The sequence below is a fragment of the Klebsiella sp. MISC125 genome, from assembly GCF_051131775.1.
Lineage (GTDB): Bacteria > Pseudomonadota > Gammaproteobacteria > Enterobacterales > Enterobacteriaceae > Klebsiella.
In genome coordinates, this window is the sequence record NZ_CP180448.1 from 5,301,964 (window position 1) to 5,318,796 (window position 16,833).

General features: G+C 51.1%; 18 protein-coding genes and 3 tRNA genes. 7 read left to right on the forward strand and 14 right to left on the reverse strand.

Going from position 1 to position 16,833, the window contains the following annotated elements; genetic code table 11:
* Window positions 1–97: 97 nt before the first annotated feature.
* From deoC to ACMYSL_RS24850, 10 genes are all read right to left on the reverse strand, one after another.
* Window positions 98–877: a deoxyribose-phosphate aldolase gene (gene deoC / locus ACMYSL_RS24805; RefSeq protein ID WP_434660226.1), complete on the reverse strand. Its 780-nt coding sequence runs from the start codon at window positions 875–877 to the stop codon at window positions 98–100.
* Between the two features lie 425 nt (window positions 878–1,302).
* Window positions 1,303–2,580 carry a NupC/NupG family nucleoside CNT transporter gene (locus ACMYSL_RS24810; RefSeq protein ID WP_182236139.1) on the reverse strand — a complete coding sequence of 426 codons (1,278 nt, stop codon included), beginning with the start codon at window positions 2,578–2,580 and terminating at the stop codon, window positions 1,303–1,305.
* Between the two features lie 146 nt (window positions 2,581–2,726).
* Window positions 2,727–3,506 carry a metal-dependent hydrolase gene (locus ACMYSL_RS24815; protein WP_304255761.1) on the reverse strand — a complete coding sequence of 260 codons (780 nt, stop codon included), beginning with the start codon at window positions 3,504–3,506 and terminating at the stop codon, window positions 2,727–2,729.
* A complete protein-coding gene (locus ACMYSL_RS24820; RefSeq protein ID WP_434660228.1) occupies window positions 3,503–4,576 on the reverse strand; it encodes a patatin-like phospholipase family protein in 1,074 nt (357 codons plus the stop codon). The genes ACMYSL_RS24815 and ACMYSL_RS24820 overlap by 4 nt, the downstream gene beginning before the upstream one ends.
* 121 nt (window positions 4,577–4,697) lie before the next feature.
* Entirely contained in the window at window positions 4,698–4,859 is a 162-nt protein-coding gene (locus tag ACMYSL_RS24825) for a DUF1328 domain-containing protein (RefSeq protein WP_071200058.1), read from the reverse strand.
* 123 nt (window positions 4,860–4,982) lie between these two features.
* Entirely contained in the window at window positions 4,983–5,594 is a 612-nt protein-coding gene (osmY, locus tag ACMYSL_RS24830) for a molecular chaperone OsmY (RefSeq protein ID WP_110272697.1), read from the reverse strand.
* A gap of 218 nt (window positions 5,595–5,812) precedes the next feature.
* A complete protein-coding gene (gene prfC, locus ACMYSL_RS24835; RefSeq protein ID WP_110272698.1) occupies window positions 5,813–7,402 on the reverse strand; it encodes a peptide chain release factor 3 in 1,590 nt (529 codons plus the stop codon).
* Window positions 7,403–7,494: 92 nt separating this feature from the next.
* Entirely contained in the window at window positions 7,495–8,172 is a 678-nt protein-coding gene (gene yjjG / locus ACMYSL_RS24840; RefSeq protein ID WP_110272699.1) for a pyrimidine 5'-nucleotidase, read from the reverse strand.
* A 14-nt stretch (window positions 8,173–8,186) separates the two neighbouring features.
* Window positions 8,187–8,633, reverse strand: coding sequence for a ribosomal protein S18-alanine N-acetyltransferase (rimI, locus tag ACMYSL_RS24845; protein WP_434660230.1), 447 nt, complete (start codon window positions 8,631–8,633; stop codon window positions 8,187–8,189).
* Window positions 8,602–9,015, reverse strand: a complete 414-nt coding sequence (locus tag ACMYSL_RS24850) for a DNA polymerase III subunit psi (protein WP_434660231.1) — start codon at window positions 9,013–9,015, stop codon at window positions 8,602–8,604. The genes rimI and ACMYSL_RS24850 overlap by 32 nt, the downstream gene beginning before the upstream one ends.
* Window positions 9,016–9,171: 156 nt before the next feature.
* Here ACMYSL_RS24850 and rsmC point away from each other — a divergent pair, with 156 nt between their 5' ends.
* The 4 genes from rsmC to ACMYSL_RS24870 all read left to right on the forward strand — a co-directional run bounded on the left by rsmC (window position 9,172) and on the right by ACMYSL_RS24870 (window position 10,686).
* Window positions 9,172–10,200: a 16S rRNA (guanine(1207)-N(2))-methyltransferase RsmC gene (gene rsmC / locus ACMYSL_RS24855; RefSeq protein WP_434660232.1), complete on the forward strand. Its 1,029-nt coding sequence runs from the start codon at window positions 9,172–9,174 to the stop codon at window positions 10,198–10,200.
* A gap of 169 nt (window positions 10,201–10,369) precedes the next feature.
* A tRNA-Leu gene (locus ACMYSL_RS24860) sits at window positions 10,370–10,456 on the forward strand.
* A 28-nt stretch (window positions 10,457–10,484) separates the two neighbouring features.
* A tRNA-Leu gene (locus ACMYSL_RS24865) sits at window positions 10,485–10,570 on the forward strand.
* Window positions 10,571–10,600: 30 nt separating this feature from the next.
* Window positions 10,601–10,686 (forward strand) — tRNA-Leu (locus ACMYSL_RS24870).
* Window positions 10,687–10,705: 19 nt separating this feature from the next.
* Here the strand turns inward: ACMYSL_RS24870 and ACMYSL_RS24875 are convergent.
* Window positions 10,706–10,945, reverse strand: coding sequence for a DUF1435 domain-containing protein (locus ACMYSL_RS24875; protein WP_434664259.1), 240 nt, complete (start codon window positions 10,943–10,945; stop codon window positions 10,706–10,708).
* Between the two features lie 263 nt (window positions 10,946–11,208).
* On the opposite strand from ACMYSL_RS24875, the gene ACMYSL_RS24880 reads away from it, so the two are divergent.
* Window positions 11,209–12,255: a GGDEF domain-containing protein gene (locus ACMYSL_RS24880; RefSeq protein ID WP_182236129.1), complete on the forward strand. Its 1,047-nt coding sequence runs from the start codon at window positions 11,209–11,211 to the stop codon at window positions 12,253–12,255.
* A gap of 109 nt (window positions 12,256–12,364) precedes the next feature.
* Window positions 12,365–13,153 (forward strand): siderophore-iron reductase FhuF, encoded by a 789-nt coding sequence (fhuF, locus tag ACMYSL_RS24885; RefSeq protein WP_182236127.1) that lies wholly within the window; start codon window positions 12,365–12,367, stop codon window positions 13,151–13,153.
* Window positions 13,154–13,201: 48 nt separating this feature from the next.
* Here the strand turns inward: fhuF and ACMYSL_RS24890 are convergent, their stop codons facing one another.
* Window positions 13,202–14,545, reverse strand: a complete 1,344-nt coding sequence (locus ACMYSL_RS24890; RefSeq protein ID WP_182236125.1) for a PTS sugar transporter subunit IIC — start codon at window positions 14,543–14,545, stop codon at window positions 13,202–13,204.
* A 341-nt stretch (window positions 14,546–14,886) separates the two neighbouring features.
* Between ACMYSL_RS24890 and ACMYSL_RS24895 the strand changes: the two genes are divergently transcribed.
* Window positions 14,887–15,345 (forward strand): YbaK/EbsC family protein, encoded by a 459-nt coding sequence (locus tag ACMYSL_RS24895; RefSeq protein ID WP_110272706.1) that lies wholly within the window; start codon window positions 14,887–14,889, stop codon window positions 15,343–15,345.
* Between the two features lie 13 nt (window positions 15,346–15,358).
* On the opposite strand, the gene bglJ is transcribed toward ACMYSL_RS24895, so the two are convergent.
* Together bglJ and ACMYSL_RS24905 are read right to left on the reverse strand one after the other, a co-directional pair.
* On the reverse strand, window positions 15,359–16,039 hold the full coding sequence (gene bglJ / locus ACMYSL_RS24900; protein ID WP_112215088.1) for a DNA-binding transcriptional activator BglJ: 681 nt from the start codon (window positions 16,037–16,039) through the stop codon (window positions 15,359–15,361).
* Window positions 16,000–16,722 (reverse strand): helix-turn-helix transcriptional regulator, encoded by a 723-nt coding sequence (locus ACMYSL_RS24905; RefSeq protein ID WP_110272708.1) that lies wholly within the window; start codon window positions 16,720–16,722, stop codon window positions 16,000–16,002. The genes bglJ and ACMYSL_RS24905 overlap by 40 nt, the downstream gene beginning before the upstream one ends.
* Window positions 16,723–16,833 lie beyond the last annotated feature (111 nt).

Genomic DNA, 16,833 nt, shown 5'->3' on the forward strand with positions numbered 1-16,833 from the left:
GGCGGCAAGGGAACTCATCCCCAGGAGCTTACTACAGTAAGTGACTGGGGTGAGAGAGTGCAGCTAACGCACCTGCGGCTTGAAGTATGACGAGTAATTAGTAGCTGCTTGCGCTCTTGCCGTCGCCATGGCCCAGCACTTTCAGCAGGCTTGCCAGCAGGCTGGATGCGCCAAAGCGGTAGTGGCGAGAGTCAGCCCAGTCGGCACCGAAAAGTTCGTCGGCAATCGCCAGGAATTGCTGCGCGTCTTCTGCGCTACGCACCCCGCCAGCCGGTTTGAAACCAACGGTTTTTTCCACGCCCATATCACGGATGACTTCCAGCATGATGCGAGCGCTTTCCGGTGTGGCGTTTACCGGCACTTTACCCGTTGACGTTTTGATGAAATCCGCACCGGCCTTAATAGCGATTTCAGAAGCTTTACGAATCAGCGCTTCTTCTTTCAGCTCGCCGGTTTCGATAATCACTTTCAGCAGCACGTTTGCCGCCGCGCAGGCTTCTTTACAGGCTTTCACCAGGTCAAAACCAACCTGCTCATTGCCCGCAATCAGGGCGCGATAAGGGAACACGACGTCTACTTCATCGGCACCGTAGGCAATTGCCGCACGGGTTTCCGCCAGCGCGATATCAATGTCATCGTTACCGTGCGGGAAGTTGGTGACTGTCGCAATGCGGATGTCCGGGGTACCCTGCTCATTCAGCGTCTTACGCGCAATGGGGATAAAGCGCGGGTAGATACAAACCGCAGCGGTGTTACCTACCGGAGTTTTTGCCTGATGACACAGGGCGATCACCTTTTCATTAGTGTCGTCATCATTCAGGGTGGTCAGGTCCATCAATTTCAACGCGCGCAGGCTGCTTGCAGATAAATCTGTCATTTCATACTCCGACGGCCTATTGCCGATTTAAAGTTTGTTCACCTTGCGGGCCTGTTACTATTGTAACATCGCCTCGCAGTCACACTTCGATATACATCACAGTTAATGAAAACTCATTACTAATTTGCATTACTGTAACGTGATAAAAATCACATAATAAAACTCAACAGATACATCACAAGCCCGAAACTCTCTTTAAGCATAATCAGGATTCTTGAGCCTGCGATAATGTTATTATAATAACATAACAACGCACTACAACTCGACATCGGTGCGCACATTTTGTGCGAAAAAATACCATTAAATCCATTATCAATTGATAATTAATGATTTTATTTCAATTAAAAAATGATGGAATTTTAACAATCAGAAGAGAGATTCCAGCGGCGACATTGCCGCTGGCATCCTGGGAGTTAACAGCGAAGTTATAACGCGAGGAATACGCCGGCAATTGTGGCGCTCATCAGGTTAGAGAGCGTACCCGCCGCAACGGCCCGCATGCCCAATTGAGCAATTTCCTGGCGGCGGCTGGGAGCCATACCGCCCAACCCGCCAATCAGAATCGCTATCGACGACAGGTTGGCAAAGCCACACAAAGCAAAGGAGATGATGGCCTTGGTTTGCGTTGAAATCACCTGCAAGCCAGCGGCGGCCACCTCGGCATCAGCCTTGAGATATTCGCCAAAGTTCATATAAGCAACAAACTCGTTAATGATCAGCTTCTGGCCGATAAATGAACCAGCCACGGTTGCCTCGCTCCACGGTACGCCAATCACCCACGCCAGCGGCGAGAAGACCCAGCCAAGGATCATTTGCAGCGACAGGTCCGGATGGTTAAACCAGCCACCTACGCCGGAGAGAATACCGTTGACCAGCGCGATCAGCGCGATAAACGCCAGCAACATCGCGCCCACGTTAAGCGCCAGCTGCATCCCGGAAGCGGCACCGGACGCGGCAGCGTCCAGAACGTTTGCCGGAGCCTCTGGATCGGCGTCATTTTTTTCCAGCGCCGGATCATCATGAGGCTGCTCGGTTTCGGGCACGATAATCTTCGCGAACAGCAGACCGCCCGGTGCCGCCATAAACGAAGCGGCAATCAGATATTCCAGCGGCACGCCCATCTGGGCATAACCTGCAAGAACCGACCCCGCAACAGAGGCCAGACCGCCACACATCACCGCAAACAGTTCAGAGCGGGTCATGGTCGCAATATAAGGACGTACCACCAGCGGCGCTTCGGTTTGGCCGACGAAGATATTCGCCGTCGCGGAGAGCGATTCCGTGCGCGAAGTTTTCAGCACCGCACGCAGCGCCCCGCCGAGAATGCGGATGACAAACTGCATAATGCCGAGATAGTAAAGTACGGCGATCAGCGAGGAGAAGAAAACGATGACCGGCAGAACGCGCAGAGCAAAAACAAACCCACCGCCACCGAATACCTCAAACATCTTATCGGAAACCAGCCCGCCAAAAATAAAGCTGATGCCCTCGTTGCCGTAAGCAATGACGTTAGCAACGCCGTTCGACATAGCCAGCAGCGCCGTGCGCCCGGCCGGTACGTAGAGAATTAGCGCACCGATCCCCACCTGGAGGATCCATGCACCGAGGACAGTACGAAGGTTGATGGCTTTTCGATTACTGGAGAGGAGCACAGCGATGGCTAACAGCACCACCATGCCGATAAGTCCCATGAGAATTTGCATACAGAGTCCCTGTGTATTGATAGTTCAGCCTTAAAACCTCGCGATTATAACGACATGAAACCATCACGCTCATCTCAGCTCACACATTTTAAGCAAAACAATGAGATAAAAAGGTAAGAATGAGATCTAAATCACTCAGTAGAGCATCACAGGATAGAAAAAACCTCTTTTGTATTATGAATCAGAGCATTAGCGATTTCATTCGCAGACTCCTGGCGCAGCTCACACAGGGTGGCGAAAACGCGAGCAGCCTGCTCAGGCCGGTTCGGGTGCCCCTGAAAGCCATTTAATGGCATATCCGGCGCATCGGTCTCCAACAGCAGCGCCGAAAGCGGCAGTTGCGCCATAACGTCGCGGGTTTTACTGGCGCGCGGGTAGGTAATCGTGCCGCCCACGCCAATTTTATAGCCGAGTTGCACAAAACGCTCCGCCTGCTGCAAGCTGCCAGCAAAGCCGTGCACCACGCCGGTTCGCGGCAAGGCATGTTTTTTCAGCAACATCGCCAACTTATCGTGAGTACGCCTGGAGTGAAGGATTACCGGCAGATCATAGCGTTTCGCCAGGCGCAATTGCGCCTCAAATACGCTAAGTTGACGTTCAAATTGTGGATCTTCGCGATAGAGATCGAGGCCAATTTCACCGACTGCAACCAGCTTGCTGGGACGTTGAGCCAAATAGACCTCAAGTTGCTCCAGGCTACTCTCGTCATGCCGCTCAATCACGATGGGATGTAAGCCGAGCGCGGCATAGAGCGCATTATGTTGCTCCGCTAGCGCCAGGACGCGCTCAAAGTTGTCTGCTTCTATGGCCGGAACCACAATCTGCGTGACCCCAGCCTGCACCGCTCGGGCAATGCTGGCGGTTTCGTCGCCGGTAAAAGGGGGAAAGTCGAAGTGGCAGTGGGTATCAATAAATCGCAAGGTCACGCCAGATCCTCATTATTAAAGCTGGGGTCATTGGCCTGCGGTGCCGCAACAATCGGAGCCTGAAGGACCTCATTTGCTACCGGAGCCGGCGGGACTACCACCGTTTTGGGCACGGCAATTCGCGCCGCATGACGCAGCAGCGGCGGCCTGTCGGCCAGCAGTTTACCAACCGTAGCGAGGAAATAACGTCCGCATTGGCGTCCAGTCTTATAGTCCTCCAGCAAAGCGGGAAGGCGGCTTCCCAATGCCATACTTTTCAGTGGCTTCTGCGGATAAATCTCCAGAATGCGCAGCTTGCCCGGCGGTTTCTCAATAAACAGCTGCGTGGAACGATAAGTCGATTCATGATGCTGCACCAGATTCACGAACGGCTGTAGGCTGCTTTCCCCAAGCCAGCGCTCCATACGTTTAAACCACTGCGGGGTATAGTACATCTGGGACGGAACCGTGCGGATCACTACGATAGTTTGTGCCCCGCGGCGGGCAGCTTCCTGGACAGGGATCGCATCGCTGACGCCGCCATCAAGATAGCTCACTCCATCCAGCATCACGCCGCTACGATAAAAACCCGGAATGGCGCTGGAGGCGCGAATCAGGTCAAGCCAGGTCTGCTGGGTTGGCGCAAAATAATTCGGCGTATAGTCATCACCGCGGCAGGCACACATCCAGAACTGTTTCCCTTGGGCAAAACGATCTTCAGCGTAGGTCATCGCCAGCGGCATCTTTTGCGCGGTGCTGTCCACCAGCCAGTCGAGGTCAATAAGGTTACCGCCGCGCACAAAGCGCATCGGGTCGAAAAACTCGCGGGCAGTGGTATAGCGCGTGATGACTTTGCGGGCATAGCCAGGCTGGTTGCACATGTAAGACGACAGATTTTGCGCCCCGGCAGAGGTGCCAAACATCATGTCGAAAGGGTTGAATCCCGCGCGCATAAATTCGTCCAGAACCCCGGCGGTAAAAATCCCTCTCTGTCCCCCACCTTCGCACACTAGCGCAAGTTTGCCCGGCTGAAAGGGTTTTACAGATAATGGCGTGATATTGCCCAGCGTTACGGGAATGCGATGTCCCACCCTGCTTTCCTGTCTTACTTATTATATAAAATAAAGGTAACGCAATTTTTAACGCCCTGAAACTGCGAAAGCCAGTCACATTGACTGGCTTTATGTAAGACGGTATTTCACGGGTTAACGTCTAGGGACGCCGACGGCCGGTAAAAAGGCTGACCAGAAACAGAATAATACCGACGATGAAAACAATTTTAGCAGCCCAGGCTGCGGTACCTGCCAGTCCACCAAAGCCCAGAGCAGCGGCAATTAACGCGATCACCAGAAAAATAATGCCCCATCTAAACATACGTCTCTCCTTACCATAGTTAATGACGGTCGATTTTCTGCGCACTCAGGCCGCGCATACACAACCCTGTGGTGCTACACATCCTGCGGAAAGGCCGCAGAATAAATTCTTTTAATAATGGATTTATTTAACGCTAAGATCGTTCTTCACGCTTTTGACGCCGGAAACGGCTTTAGCGATATCTTCCGCGCGGTCTGACTGTTTGCTGGAAGCCACTGTGCCGGATAAGTGCACGACGCCATCAGTGGTTTCCACCGTCACATTTCGTGATGGCACGATATCGTCAGCTAATAGCTTAGCTTTAATCTCGCTGGTCACCGCCGTGTCACCGGCATAGCCCTTCAGTGAAGCAGACTTTTCATTCTGCACGCTAAGTTTGTCGTTAACCGAGGTCACGCCTTCAACCCCTTTCGCCACGCTAACTGCCTGCTCTTGCTGCGTTGTGCTATCGACCGTACCGCTCAGCGTGACGACTTTGTTCTCGGTCTTCACAGAGATATCAGTACTGCGAATATCTTTATGATCGATAAGCGCCGCCTTCACTCTGGCAGTAATGGTGCTATCGTCCATAAAATTCCCGACTTTGTTCATCGAGCTATCAACAGCTTGCCCCGCGCTACTGGCAGCAGATTTTGCGCTATCAACCGTCGAGCTTTCCGCATATGCCGAGGCGCTGATGATGGCTGAGCCTAAGAGGAGGGCCAGTGCTGTCCTGGCGTTCTTTGGTCTTGTCATTGTGAGTTCCTCGTTATTTCTAAACAGGTAAAGCAAAATAAGTAGTCTATTAAGCTAAGTTTCCAAAAATTACTTATTAAATGTAGTAGAAACACGAGAGAGTGCGGCAGGAGAGCGTAAAAAAACGCGCAAAACGGTAAGAATTAAGAACTTTCCAGAAAGGTCAAACAGAAGGAAAAACAACGTGGAGCGCGGTGAAAGCCGCGCTCCTGAGGCAATTAGTGCTCGCGAGTTTTACGGAACTGAACGTCAGGATAACGTTCCTGCGTCAGATTCAGGTTAACCATTGTTGGGGCGATATAAGTGAGGTTATCACCGCCATCAAGGGCTAACTGAATTTCGTTCTTACGCTTGAATTCCTCGAATTTCTTCACGTCTGAACACTCTACCCAGCGCGCCGTCGCCACGTTAACGGACTCGTAGATAGCCTCAACGTTGTACTCACTCTTCAGGCGGGAAACGACCACATCAAACTGCAGCACACCGACGGCACCCACTATCAGATCGTTATTGGCAATCGGACGGAATACCTGCACCGCACCTTCTTCAGAAAGCTGTACCAGCCCCTTCAGCAGCTGTTTTTGCTTCAGCGGATCTTTCAGGCGGATACGACGGAACAGTTCCGGGGCGAAGTTCGGGATACCGGTGAACTTCATCATCTCACCTTGCGTAAAGGTGTCGCCGATCTGAATCGTACCGTGGTTATGCAGACCGAGAATATCGCCCGGATACGCCTCTTCAACATGCGAGCGGTCACCGGCCATAAAGGTCAGCGCATCGGAGATCACCACGTCTTTACCAATACGAACCTGGCGCATTTTCATGCCCTTTTCGTACTTGCCGGAAACTACGCGCATGAAAGCCACGCGGTCACGGTGTTTCGGATCCATATTGGCCTGAATTTTAAACACGAAGCCACTGAACTTCTCATCCTGCGCTTCGACCAGGCGGGTATCGGTTTTGCGCGGCATCGGCGCAGGCGCCCATTCCACAAGGCCGTCCAGCATATGATCAACGCCGAAGTTACCCAAGGCGGTACCGAAGAATACCGGAGTAATTTCACCGGCCAGGAACAGCTCTTTATCGAACTCGTTGGACGCGCCCTGCACCAGCTCCAGCTCGTCGCGCAACTGCTGCGCCAGATCGTCACCAACGGCCGCATCCAGTTCCGGATTGTTCAGGCCCTTAACGATGCGAACTTCCTGAATGGTATGGCCTTTACCGGTCTGGTACAGGTAGGTTTCATCTTTATAAAGATGGTAAACACCCTTGAATAGCTTACCGCAGCCAATTGGCCAGGTGATCGGCGCACAGCCGATTTTCAGCTCGCGCTCGACTTCATCCAGCACTTCCATCGGATCGCGGATGTCACGGTCAAGTTTGTTCATAAAGGTCAGGATCGGCGTATCGCGCAGACGGGTCACTTCCATCAGCTTACGGGTCCGGTCCTCGACGCCTTTCGCGGCATCGATAACCATCAGGCAGCAGTCCACCGCCGTCAGAGTACGGTAGGTATCTTCCGAGAAGTCTTCATGCCCCGGGGTATCTAACAGGTTCACCAGGCAGTCGTGATACGGAAACTGCATTACGGAGGTGGTAATGGAGATACCACGCTGCTTTTCCATCTCCATCCAGTCGGATTTGGCATGCTGGCTGGAACCACGGCCTTTAACAGTACCGGCAGTCTGAATAGCCTGTCCGAATAACAGCACCTTCTCGGTGATGGTGGTTTTACCGGCATCCGGGTGAGAAATAATGGCAAAAGTGCGGCGCTTGGCCACCTCCTGCAAAAAAGGAGACAACGTCATAGTTCAATCTTCTTGAGTAAGCACGGCTATGCGCCACGCATGTTGAATACGAAAAATTGCGGCTATTTTACCCATCAATGAGGGGGAGGCAATCAGTGTTTACACAGGAGTTGCTCCAGTTCGCTTAAAGAGGTCACCGTCCAGTCAGGCTGAAGATCCGCAGGCAGTTCGCGCTGATGAGGATTGAACCAGCAGGTCGCCAGACCGGCGTTCACGCCGCCGCGAATATCAGACTCCGCCGTATCGCCAACCATCAGAACCCGCGAGCGCTCCGGGTTGCCCGCCTGCGTTAGCGCATAATCAAAGATGCGCGCATCCGGCTTCGCCACCCCAACCTCTTCGGAAATAATCAGTAAATCAAAGTGATCGCGTAGCCCGGTTCGTTCGAGACGCGTCTGCTGCAGCGAGGTAAAGCCGTTGGTGATGATGCCCATTTTTACCTTTCCCTGCAGCGCATTGAGCAGCGACACCGCGCCCGGTAGCGGCGAGCAGATCTCCGCCATCGCATTCATAAAAGCGGCATTCAGCTCACCTGGCGGCACGCTCAGGCGTTCAGCCCAACCATCAAAGCGCTGATGCTGAAGCTGAAGGGATGTGATGGCACCGTTTTGATAATCCACCCACAGCGGCTTATTCACGGCCTGGTAATCCTGAAAATCCTCAGCGGAGAAGGTCACGCTATAGTCGAGAAACATCCGCTGTAAGCCGGTAAACGAATCAAACGTAAACAGCGTTTCGTCGGCATCAAAGAAAATCCAGTCCCACTTCATCATCTCACCTTGTCTTACATACTGATTGGCAGTGCCATAATTATTGCGTCCTCACGTCCGTCGACCGTGGGGTAATAGTTGCGGCGAATAGTCGCCTCGTTAAAGCCTAAGCTTTCATAGAGCGCGATGGCGGCGACGTTAGATGCGCGCACCTCCAGCCACAGCGTGACGACGCCGCGTTTTTCTACTTCATCAATCACATGTTCCAGCAGTTCCCGACCCAGGCCACGACGCTGAAAAACGGGGTCAACGGCGATATTGAATAGCGTCGCCTCGTCGAGCACAATTTGCGTAATCGCAAAAGCCGCCATCTCGCCGTCCACCACTAACTGAAGGTTCAGATAGCGCTCGCCCTGATTGCTGGCAAACGTCTGTTCGCTCCAGGGAAAGGCATGGGCGCGTGTTTCTATTTGCCAGGCACGGGGCAAATCAGCCGTGTTGAGGGTAGAAATCGTTTTCATGTGTGCAGATTTGTTGCCAGAGCGCCTGGCGTGCGGGCGTGCTGGTCTGAAGTTCATCGAAAGCGGGCGAGGATATCTGTGCGCCCGCCAACAGCAACAGCGCATCAGTACCCAGCCGCCAGCTATTACAGCGGGCATCCTGCGGCAACATCGCCACGCGTTCAGGAGTCAGTTGCATAACCTGCTCCGGCGTCAGGGCCAGCGCACGTAAAATATCGCTGATTAGCGGCTCAGTCAGTGATGGCAGAGCTTCCGCCACCATCACCAGACGGATATGTCCAGGAAGCGAGATAGCGATTTCACCCTGTAACGCCCCAGGACGACGTAGCGACCACTGGGTAATACCCAGTTGCTGTAATTGCCAGTCTCGTCGGGATGTCATAGCGAAACACTCCTGTTAATCAAGCGCGCAATATAGCAAATCCGTCGTATCTGCGCCAACAATCACGTGCCCAGCGGATTGCATATCGCCCCAACAAAGAGGCAGCCTGAAAGATAACGTGTATAATCGCCGCCAGTCTCAATGAAGGAGTGTTTCATGTCTGCTTTTACCCCGGCAAGTGAAGTCTTGCTGCGCCACAGTGATGATTTCGAGTCCGCCCGCGTTCTGTTTGCCGGTGATCTGCAGGATGACCTGCCCGCCCGTCTGGATACGGCTGGCAGCCGCGTCCATACCCAGCAGTTTCACCATTGGCAGGTACTGAGCCGCCAGATGGGTGAAAATGCGCGTTTTAGCCTGGTGGCTGAAGCCAGCGACGTTGCTGATTGCGATACGCTGATTTACTACTGGCCAAAAAATAAGCCAGAAGCTCAGTTTCAACTAATGAATCTGCTTTCGCTGCTGCCAACAGGTATCGATATTTTCGTGGTTGGCGAAAACCGCAGCGGCGTACGCAGTGCGGAGCAGATGCTGGCCGAATATGCGCCGCTGAACAAGATCGACAGCGCACGCCGCTGTGGGCTGTATCACGGCCGCCTGGAAAAACAGCCAGCATTTAATCCAGAGCAGTACTGGGGCGAATATCCGCTGGAAAACCTGACGATTAAAACGCTGCCGGGCGTGTTCAGCCGCGATGGTCTGGACATCGGTAGCCAACTGCTGCTCTCAACCCTGACGCCGCATACCAAAGGCAAAGTGCTTGATGTCGGCTGCGGTGCTGGCGTGCTGGCAACCGTGCTGGCAAGCCATTCACCGAAGGTTCGCTTAACGCTCTGCGACGTAAGTGCCCCGGCGGTAGAAGCCAGCCGCGCCACCCTTGCCGCAAACAGCATTGAAGGTGACGTTTTTGCCAGCAACGTCTTCTCTGAAGTGAATGGTCGCTTCGATATGATTATCTCTAATCCGCCGTTCCACGACGGACTGCAGACCAGCCAGGAAGCGGCGCAAACGTTGATTCGCGGGGCGGTTCGACATTTAAATAGCGGTGGTGAACTGCGTATTGTCGCCAACGCCTTCCTGCCTTACCCGGATATCCTGGATGAGACCTTCGGTTTCCACGAAGTGATCGCCCAGACTGGCCGGTTTAAAGTCTATCGTACGGTTATGACTCGTCAGGCGAAAAAGTAACGTTCTCCTGCTCCGGCGGCAGGCGATGCTTGCCGCCGGGATCGTATCTTCCTAAGCCGTCCATTTTTGCAACAATCAATCCAGCCTGTACAATTAAGTATTGACGAATAGCTGAAAACCACTAGAATGCGCCTCCGTGGTAACGATACTTTCATAGTGTCGATGGTATGCGAAGGTGGCGGAATTGGTAGACGCGCTAGCTTCAGGTGTTAGTGTCCTTACGGACGTGGGGGTTCAAGTCCCCCCCCTCGCACCATAAACCACGTTGATATTGCTCGCACTGTGCGAAGGTGGCGGAATTGGTAGACGCGCTAGCTTCAGGTGTTAGTGTCCTTAGGATGTGGGGGTTCGAGTCCCCCCCCTCGCACCAACGAGGCAATATCAAAATTAAGAATACTGTGCGAAGGTGGCGGAATTGGTAGACGCGCTAGCTTCAGGTGTTAGTGTCCTTAGGATGTGGGGGTTCGAGTCCCCCCCCTCGCACCAATATTCTTACCCTTCTGCATTATCCCATCAGCTTAAAATTCATCATCATCAGCATAATTCCACTTATCAGTGCAACGCATGATGGCAGCAAAACGAAATGCCGTAGCTGGCGATGCCAAATCATCAGTGCTGACGTAAGCATTCCCAATGTGACTAACCCGCGCCAGGCGTCCACCGACAAATCGGCAAACCCAAGGGCGGCAATCAACACGCCAGGGATCAAAACACCCCACCCACTCCCTAAATTTCGCTGCAACATGTTTTCACCTCTCACAACGATAATGATAACCAATATCATATGATAATTTTTATCATTTGTCATGCCCGGTAAAACGTGACTCATTATTCTTTACGTTCGTGGTAATGACATACATTCATGAAGGTGATAAATTAAGCAAACGAAAACTATATATTAAATTATCTGATAATTTCGCAAAAACCTTATTTTGCGCATTGCTTTTTATTATTCTTTTTTGACACACATCATATTGAATTTTAACGATTAATAATGACAATTCCAACATGACTGCACAATCCTGGCGATCTCATTACGAACAAAAATATCAGTATTCCTTACGGCTTTTTTTACTGCTTAATTTTGTTTCAGCCCTCTTATCCCTGGTCAGCCCACTCTTTACTGTCATTAGTTTTACCCTGCCCTGCTTCCTGATTGTTATCTGCAGTTCAGTCCTGCTGTTATGGCACTGGAAATTCTCGCAACGCAAAATAAATATTTCATTTATTTCTCTGATATTTGGCCTGTTTTGGGCATGGCACGTTACGTTAAAAGCCATGATGCTGGGGCCACCACATTTTAACTATCTGGTGATCGCCTTATTAAGCGTGTTGTTTATTGGCACCATTGCTTTTTCCAGCAATATCATTGCGTTCACCTTGCACTCATTACCGACATTCGGTGCCTGCTTGATCCTGGCCGAAGGAGAACAATGGCTGCGCATGTCTTATTGTTTTATCCTGCCTATTGCTGGTATCACCCTCCAGAGCTTAATTCAGAAGCGTAGCGATGTATTCACTCAGGGACTGATGGATAAGCTATTGAAGGAGCGTAATACCCTTAACGATCTCAGTATGTTGGATCCCCTCACCGGTTTGTACAACCGCCGCGGTTTACAAAATCGCCTGGACACGATCCTTTCATTAGACAGCACTGAACATTACGTCCTACTGCTGGATATTGACCACTTCAAAGCCTACAACGACCACTACGGCCACATGATGGGCGATCAGGCGTTAATTCAGGTTTCCGCGGCAATTCGCAACGCCGTGCGCTCACGCGATGTTGTTGCCCGCTTTGGCGGCGAGGAATTTATGGTGCTTTTAACCAGCAGCACAGCTGAAAATGCCCTTCTGGCCGCAGATCGTATCCGCCAGCGCGTCTACGATCTAAAAATTCCGCATATGTTTAACGAAAGCGTCGCCACCAATGTGACGATTAGCATCGGTATGACGCCGCTGGTTGATGCCGACATTGATGGCGCGCTGAAACGTGCAGATAACGCGCTCTATGAAGCGAAAAACATGGGGCGTAATATTATCCTCGCCAGCTAGCTTTATACCGCGCAGCAGAAACCTGCCGCGCGGACAAATCTCTTGCCATTCGGATATCGAACAACTAGTATCAGAAATCATTATCATTTAGATTTGTATCTGACATCCGATGGCTTACCGTTCACTATCCTTCAGCGATGACATCATCTGGCGGGCTCCGCTCCCTTCGGCTGAGCGTGAACTGGCAAATGCAATCCGCGAAAAAATCACTACCCTACGCCCCCATCTGCTGGATTTTCTCCGTCTGAATGAAGAAGCGCCCCATCATGCATTAACATTGGCGGAATGGTCTCAGCCAATGGCGCTGAGTTCCCTGCTGGCGACGTATTCCGATCATATTTATCGCAACCAACCCACGCAGGTGCGTGAACAAAAGCCACTGCTATCCCTTTGGGCGCAGTGGTACATCGGTTTACTGATCCCACCGTTAATGTTGGCTCTGCTGAGCGAAGATCGCGTCATCAGCCTGACACCGGAACATTTCCGGGTTGAGTTTCATGAAACGGGCCGTGCCGCCTGTTTCTGGATTGATGTCCATTGTGCACAAGCTTCATCAGAGCAGTCTGCTCAATCGCGAATGGAAACCCTGGTCACCTGCGCTTTACAGCCCGTCATTCAGGCGCTTGAAGCCACTGGTGATATCAACGGCAAGCTTATCTGGAGCAATACCGGTTACCTAATCAACTGGTATCTGGGTGAAATGAAAGCGTTGCTGGGAGATGAGCAGGTCACCCTTTTGCGTCAGCACTGTTTCTTTGAAAAACAGCTTTCCGACGGCCAGGATAACCCGCTGTGGCGTACGGTTGTTTTACGTGAAGGGCAGCTCGTGCGCCGCACCTGCTGCCAGCGTTATCGTCTACCGGATGTTCAGCAGTGCGGGGATTGCACGCTAAAATGACATCGATTTATAGAGCAACGGGCGGCTAATTAAGCCGCCCGTTTACGTTTACGCGGTCTGCTGGCTTTCTTGTGCCAAACGCTGCGCTTCTTCAGCCTCTTGTTCTAACAGTTGCTTCTCATACACTTTAAAGAACGGAAAATAGATAACTGCCGAGACGCATGCCAGGATAATCACCAAAATCGCCGCCCGGAAATCCCACCCCAAGGCCCACGCACCGCCAATCGGTGCCGGGGCGGTCCACGGAACGACAGATATAACCCGGCCAATCAAATCCAGCTTCATTGCCGCCCAGGCCAGCACGGCGTTAACCATTGGTGCCAGCAGGAATGGAATAAAGAACACCGGGTTCATGACAATAGGCGTACCGAAAATAACCGGCTCGTTAATGTTAAACAGGCTAGGCACAACACTCAGACGACCGATTGAGCGCAGATGTGCAGATCGACTGCGCAGGTAGCAGAATACCAGCCCCATCGTTGCTCCTGAACCACCGATTACAATAAAGAATGTCCAGAACGCCTCCATAAAGATATGTGGCAACGGTGCGCCCTGAGCCAGGGCCTGCTGGTTCATCCCAAGGTTAGTCAGCCAGAACATCTGCAGCATACCGGAAACAATAGCCGCACCGTGGATACCCGCGAACCACAGCAAATGACCAACCAGCACCGCCAGTAAAATTGCCGGTAATGAATCCGCCGCAGAAACCAGCGGCTTAAAGATGGCCATGATAGCCTGCGGGATCAGCATATCGAAATGATGCTGGATAAACAGGCTCAGGGGATAGAGCGTTAGGACTACGACCAATACTGGAATCAATAGATCGAAAGAGTTTTTGATCATTGGCGGCACCTGATCTGGCAGGCGAATACCAATATTGTGCGCCTTAAGGAAACGCATCATTTCAACGCAATAAACAGCCACCAGAATCGCGGTAAAAATCCCCGTCCCGCCCAGGCTATCAACCGGCAAATTGCCGTTTGTCTTCGGCGCCGCTACGAGCAGGAAAGCCATAATTGACAGCATCGCGCACATGAAAGGGTCGAGCTGATTCGTTTTTTCGTAGTGCTTACCCAGGTTGTAGGCGATGGCGGCACAAATGTAGATAGACATGATGCCCATCGTCATATCGAACGGCGTTAAAATGCGCCCTTCAAACTCTTTTGCTAAATCCAGCCACGCGCGAGCAAATCCCCATGTGGTATCCGGCGAAAACGGTGGATAAGCAAATACCAGGAGAAAGGAGCCAACGATCATAAATGGCATTGCAGAGATAAAGCCGTCGCGAATAGCCATAACATGGCGCTGAGACGAAATGCGTCCGGCGACCGGGCTGATGTAATTTTCTACAAAGCGGAATATCAGATTAAATGCAGCATGGTTAGCAGACATAGCAGCCCTCCTGACAGGCTATAGAAACAGGCCCAACAATGATTATCTTGCCGTTGTGGTAAACCTAATTCGGTGAGTGGATTAGCACGGCGGATAACCCACTGGCTATACTGCTCAAATAGGTACGACTCATACACGGCTCTTTTGTTATAGATGACGCAGGGAAGTTACTATTTCAGTATTCATCGCATGACGGATAACTGCAACCGGTTACAGTAACCGGTTGCGGTGATTGTGAAGAAGATCCAGGAATTAGAAAGATTCTTGATTGTCTGCCAACAATATTTACACTTTGCGAAGCTTATTACAGATTTTTAACAGACACTCATCAGGAGATCGCAATGAGTCTGCAGTCCGTGCGGCAATTTTTTGCTGACCACGCCCCCGATATCGAAATCATCGAACTTAACCAGAGTACGGCTACGGTGGCACTAGCTGCTGCAGCGCATAATGTTGAGCCCGGGCAAATAGCGAAAACCCTGTCTTTAAAAGTAAAAGAACGGGTTGTACTTGTTGTCGCAAAGGGCGATGCGCGTTTGGATAACAAAAAGCTGAAGGAAGCGTTCGGTGCGAAAGCACGTATGCTAAGTAGTGATGAGGTAGTTACGTTAACCGGGCACCCCGTTGGCGGGGTTTGCCCATTCGGCCTGGAAATTCCACTGGCGGTTTACTGTGACATTTCGCTGAAACAGTACCCGGAAGTTCTACCAGCAGCAGGGTCAATCCATAGCGCCGTTCGTATTTCACCCGAACGAATGGCGCGGTTGACTGATGCAACCTGGATTGACGTTTGTCTTTAATAAACGGCTAACGCTACAGGGCGAGCCGCATACCTCTGGTATCATCGTTATTCGCTGACAAGCGCATCAGAATATCTGCTGCGCTCAGGAGGCCCATATCTGAACTGACGCCAAGTTTGGTCATAGCGTTAAATTTATGAGCGCGAATAGTTTTGATGTTTCGCTCCAGCTGTGTCGCAATTTCAGGCAACGAATAACCGTAAGACATATAGCGCAGAATGGTATGTTCCGTCGGGCTCAGAATTTGGTTACATAAACCTTGTTTTTGGTTTACAACGCTCTCATTGGCCTGATGACTATGGTCGAGGAGCTGAAGCAGCCGTTCCTGTAACTGTATACGACAAGCTGATTTATTAAAAATACCATGCAAACGGGAAGGCGTGAGGTGACTAATCAGTCGCATTTCCGCTTCATCAGTAGCTAAGACAATTCTCTGCATTTCAGGACAATAACGCGCAATTTCGTGGAGAAAAAGTAAACTCTCCAGTCGGGATCTGCGATTACCAGAAAGTGAAAAAATAATCGCAGTAAAATCTTTAGATTTAAGTTCTCGCTTTAATGCCTGAGTATCTTTAAAGAAGCGGACACTATAATTCTTGCCGCTTTCACGAGTTAATATGTGGCGAAGAGCCACTTCAGTCATCGCGCATTTTTCTACGACAGCGACATATCGTGTTGTGAGATCTTTTTCCATTCCGATTGGTCTCCATAGGCTGAATAAATATTCAGCTCCTTCATTCCCTGTGCACTATTAATCCAGGCATACATCTCTGCATTACTGCGCAAAGACAAACGGCGCATCGCACTATTTTTTTGCGCGCTTATGGTTTTATTACTTTTTTTCAATAACGCAGCAATTTGATTAATTCCCCACCCTTTGGCAAGAAGCCTCAGGACCTTACGCTCAGAAAGCGTCAGAATGACCAACTTTTGCTGCTCTTCGCCAATATTCGCCATCTCTGGTGAGAATAAGGTCTGACTAATTCTCTCGGCGGCAAGGCCACCAGCACGAACGACTTCAATTAAACGCTTCACTGGTTCGCTATCAGATATTAATGTGCTTTCAGGCCGCATTAATAACTCAACAGCTAATGGGAAGCAGGCGCTTCCAACCATGAAGACCCAGTGTATATCCCTGTACTGAGTCATTAAAGAATAGTAATGTTCACAAATATTTCTTGGCTGCTCAATTTCGCCAGATAAATCTGCGATGACCAACACTGCGCGACGTAATTGAAGTAGGGTTAACTCGTCCTGGGAACGACAAAAACTCAGTTCATAATCAGGGAGATGCTCCCCAACGATTGCTTTCAATCCGGACTGCATGACCGGTATTCTGCTGATAATGATGCCGAACTTACCCTGTCCTGGTAACATAAACCCTCCGCTTCCTGTCGAAGATTCACGCCCGGCAGAAAAATAATCTGATAGATAATTGAGTATCCATCTTAATTATTTTGCCAAAATGAATCTTTATCGTCCCTGGCA